This window comes from Phytoactinopolyspora endophytica (assembly GCF_004138495.1).
In the GTDB taxonomy this organism is placed as follows: Bacteria; Actinomycetota; Actinomycetes; order Jiangellales; family Jiangellaceae; genus Phytoactinopolyspora; species Phytoactinopolyspora endophytica.
In genome coordinates this window covers 453,460-458,082 of the sequence record NZ_ML142849.1, presented here as the reverse complement: position 1 = coordinate 458,082, position 4,623 = coordinate 453,460, and the positions used below count along the sequence as shown (strand labels likewise).

General features: G+C 70.2%; 4 protein-coding genes. All 4 read left to right on the top strand.

What is annotated here, in order from left to right:
* The coding region (locus ELR45_RS02050) for an FAD binding domain-containing protein (protein ID WP_205855700.1) at positions 1-991 on the top strand (991 nt) is incomplete at its 5' end.
* A gap of 10 nt (positions 992-1,001) precedes the next feature.
* Complete coding sequence (locus tag ELR45_RS02045; RefSeq protein ID WP_420813794.1) at positions 1,002-1,583, top strand: (2Fe-2S)-binding protein; 582 nt, start codon at positions 1,002-1,004, stop codon at positions 1,581-1,583.
* A complete protein-coding gene (gene cutA, locus ELR45_RS02040) occupies positions 1,580-3,955 on the top strand; it encodes an aerobic carbon-monoxide dehydrogenase large subunit (protein ID WP_129663009.1) in 2,376 nt (791 codons plus the stop codon). Before ELR45_RS02045 ends, cutA begins: the two co-directional genes overlap by 4 nt.
* Positions 3,952-4,623 (top strand): SRPBCC family protein (locus tag ELR45_RS34400; protein ID WP_165367395.1); only part of this gene is annotated, 672 nt, incomplete at its 3' end. The genes cutA and ELR45_RS34400, both read left to right, overlap by 4 nt.

Sequence of the window (4,623 nt, the reverse complement as noted above, 5' to 3'; positions counted from 1 at the left end):
GGGAAGAGGCGATGTGAAACCATCCGGGTTCACCTACTACCGGCCGGAGACCGTCGAGGAAGCCCTCGGCGTGCTGGCCGAGGTCGGCCCGGACGGGAAAGTCATCGCCGGCGGGCAGAGCCTGGTGCCGATGATGAACATGCGGCTCGCGGCGCCGGGGTGTCTGGTGGACATCAACCGGGTGTCGGGTCTGGATTTCGCGCGGGTAGACGGCGTGCGCGGTGCGGCGGGTGATGGGCACGCCGTAGTGCGGGTGGGGGCGACGGCGCGACACGCCGACGTCGAGCGGAACGCGGCCATCCGTGCAGCCGTGCCGTTGTTGGGGCAGGCGCTGACGCACGTCGCCCATCCGACCATCCGGAACCGGGGCACCTCGGTGGGCAGCCTGGTACATGCTGACCCGGCGGGAGAGTTGACCGCGGTTCTGGCCCTGCTCGGGGGTTCGGTCGAGCTGCGCAGCGTGCGCGGGACACGGACGGTCGGTGCTGACGACTTCTTCGTGGACCTGCTGGAGTCGTGTGTCGAGCCGGACGAGCTCGCGACGGCGGCGATGTTCCCGGCATCCGATGGCCACACGGGTTCGGCCTGGGTGGAGGTGGCCAGGCGGAACGGTGACTACGCGGTGTGCGGCGTCGGGGCGCTGGTGACGGTGGACGATGACATGCGGATCACGGATGCCCGGACGGCGTATGTGTCGGTCGGTCCGCGGCCGGTGGTGCTCGATGCGAGTGGCGTCGTCGGCGATGTGACGCTGGACAACGCCGACTGGGGCGCGACGGGCCGATGGGCGGCCGGACAGCTCGAGCCGGGCGAGGACATTCATGCGACCGCGGAGTATCGCCGGCACCTGGCCGGGGTGCTGACGCAGCGGGCGCTGCGAGCGGCGGCAGGCCGCGCGGCCGGGCATCGTACTGGCGGTTCGTCCGGCGGGAACGGCACGACAGGGGAGACCGCCGCGGCGCGGGACCATGCTGGTCGAGGTGAGGGATGAGGCCGGGAACATGGTGAACGATGCATCCGGGGGAGAGCGACTGCACGAGGTCAGCATGGTCGTGAACGGCGTGCACCGGTCCGCGGCAGTGCCGGCTCGGCGGCTGCTGTCGGACTTCCTCCGCCATGATCTGGGGCTCACGGGGACGCATGTCGGATGCGAGCACGGCGTCTGCGGTGCGTGCACGGTGTTGCTGGGCGGCCGCCCGATCCGGGCATGTCTGCAGTTCGCGGTGATGCACGACGGAGCGGAGATCACGACAGTGGAAGGCTGCGCTCGCCAGGACGGCGAACTCGGCACGGTGCAGCAGGCGTTCCGCGACTGCCATGGACTGCAATGCGGGTTCTGTACGCCGGGTTTCGTCACCACGATCACGGCGTACCTGGAGGAGAACCCGTCACCGACCGAAGAAGAGGCGCGGGAGGCCATCGCCGGGAATCTGTGCCGGTGCACGGGCTACCAGAACATCGTGGCCTCGGTGCTGCGGGCGGCGGAACTACGGGCCACGGAACCTCGTACGATGGAACCGCGTACCTCGGAACCTGGTACCACGGTGCTGCGCGCCGCCGGGGAAGCCGAGGTGAGCCCGTGACGACCCGGTCCCTCGGTGAGCCGATCGCCAGGCGCGAGGACCCCCGGCTGCTCACCGGCCAGGGCCGCTACGTCGACGACATCGGACACGACGCACTCGAGGTCGCCTTCGTCCGCAGCCCGCACGCCCATGCGCGCATCGTCGACATCGACGTCATGGGCGCGCTCGACGTGGACGGACTGGTGGCGATCTACACCTACGAGGACCTGCAGGGCAGGATGGCCGAGCCGTTGCCCGTCCTGATCCCGCACCCTGCGCTGACCCACGGCCGCACCCCCTGCGCGCTGGCCGACGGCGAGGTGAACCACGTGGGCGAGCCGGTGGTGATGGTGGTGGCCACCGACCGTTACGTCGCGGAGGACGCCTGCGACCGGATCGTCGTACAGTACGAGGCACTTCCGCCCGTCGTCGGCATCGAGGCCGCCAGGGCGGGGGAGCTGCTCGTGCACGACGACGTTCCCGGCAACGTGTCGGCACACATGGTGCAGGAGGCCGGCGACGCGGCGTCGGCGATAGCGGACGCACCGAACGTGCTCGAGCTCGATCTGGAGATCGAGCGCAGCGCGTCCACCCCGCTGGAGGGCAAGGGCGTGCACGCGCGCTGGGATCCGGACGACCAGAGTCTGCGGGTCTACACGTCCACGCAGGCGTCGACGTCGGTGCGGGCCGCGGTCGCGGCGAAGCTGGAGCTTCCGGTGGACCGGGTGGAGGTGATCGCGCCGGACGTGGGCGGCGGCTTCGGCGTCAAGATCGTGCACCCGTGGCCGGAGGAGATCCTGGTGCCGATGGCCGCGATTCGTCTGGGCCGCGAGGTCAAGTGGACCGAGGATCGTCGGGAGCACTTCGTCTCCAGCGCCCACGAGCGCGGGCAGTTGCAGCACGTGCGGGTCGGATTCGACGACGACGGCCGGCTGCGCGGCCTCGACGTTACCGTGTGGCACGACAACGGCGCCTACACCCCGTACGGGATCATTGTGCCGATCATCACCACCACCCAGCTGCTCGGCCCGTACAAGCCGGGCGCGTACCGGGCGGAGTTCTTCAGCCTCTACACGAACACCTTGATCGTCACCCCGTACCGGGGTGCGGGGCGGCCGCAAGGATGCTTCGCGATGGAGCGCACCATGGACGCGATCGCCGCCCACCTCGGCCTGGACCGGGTCACCGTCCGGGAGCGCAATCTCATCCGGCCCGACGAGATGCCCTACGACCAGGGCTTGGTCTTCCAGGACGGGCGGCCGCTCATCTACGACTCCGGCGACTACCCAGCCACCATGGAGAAGTTGAAAAAGCTGGTCGGCTGGGAGGAGTTCGAAGAGTACCGGGCGACGGCGCGGGCGGAGGGACGTCGCGTCGGGATCGGCGTCGCGTGCTACGTCGAGGGCACCGGTGTCGGGCCCTACGAGGGCGGGTTCGTGAAGGTCGAGACGGACGGCACCGTAGTCGTGGCCACCGGCCTGACCACCCAGGGGCAGGGGCATCAGACCGTGTTCGCGCAGGTCGTCGCGGACGAGCTCGGTGTTCCCGTCGAGCGGGTGGTGGTGACGACCGGGGACACCCGCCGGTTCGGCTACGCCGTCGGGACGTTCGCGTCGCGGGCCGCCGTGATGAGCGGCAACGCCGTCGCGCTCGCCGCGCGCAAGGTTCGGGAGAAGGCGCTGCGGGTGGCCGGTGAGGCGCTGGAGGCGGATCCTCGCGACTTGGAGATCGACGACGGCGAGGTGCGGGTGAAGGGCATCCCGGGGTTGAGCGTCCCGCTCTCCACGGTGGCGGTGCTGTCCAACCCGCTGCGCTACGCCTTCGACGACGAGGCCAAACGCGCCACCCAGTTCGCCTCACCGGCCGACCCGGACAAGACGCCGGTCGCGGACGGCGAGGAGCCCGGTCTGGAGGGCACCGGCTACTACTCGCCGCCCAGGTCCACGTTCGCCAACGGGATGCATGCGGCGATCGTCGAGACCGACCCCGATACCGCCGAGATCTCCATCTTGAGGTACTGCGTCGTGCATGACTGCGGCACGCTGATCAACCCGAGGATCGTGGAAGGCCAGATTCACGGCGGGGTGGCACAGGGCGTCGGCGGCGCGCTGTACGAACGGATGGTGTACGACGACGCGGGCCAGTTGGTGAACGCGTCGTTCATGGATTTCCTGATGCCGTACTCGACGGAGGTTCCGACCATCGAGGCTGACCACCTGCAGACGCCGTCGCCGCTGAACCCGCTGGGCATCAAGGGCGCGGGGGAGGCTGGCGTGATCCCGGGCGCGGCGGTGCTCGCGTCGGCGATTGAGGACGCCGAGGGGATCCGCATCCGGCGGATGCCGATCTCGCCGAGCGAGCTGCACCATCTGAGGGAGGCGACCGCCGAATGAAGGTCACTGGTTCCGCTGTCCTGCACGCGCCGCGTGAGCGGGTATGGAGCGCGCTCAACGACCCGGCCGTCCTGGTGCGCACCATCCCCGGCTGCCTGCGTCTGGAGGAGACGGCAGCGGACACGTACGCGATGACTGTCACCGCGGGCGTGGGCACGGTGAAGGGTACCTATGCGGGGCAGGTGCAGCTGGGCGACCAGCAGGAACCGGCGTCGTTCGTGCTGCGTGCCTCGGGTTCCGGCGCACCGGGCACGGTGAGCGCCGACGTCCGGGTGGTCCTGCACGAGAATGGCGACGGCGTGACCCGGCTCGACTACGACGCCGACGCGATCGTCGGCGGCATGATCGGCGGTGTGGGGCAGCGGATGCTCACCGGCGTCGCGAACAAGACGGCCGGGGAGTTCTTCGCCGCCGTCGACGACGTCCTCGCCGGTCATGCTCGGGCGAGCGAGGGCGCGGCGTCCGAACCCATGTCCGGGGTCGTGCCGACGCAGCGCTTGGCCGCAGCTGCCGATCACGGCGAGCGAGCCGACGACGATCGCGTCGGCGTCGGTGAGACTGGAGGTGAACGCCGTCGAGGCCGCGGCGTGTACGAGGCTCCGGCCGGCACCGCGCGTCCTGCGGCCGTGCGTGGCGAGTTCGGGCGAGGTGTGCTGATCGGCGCGTCG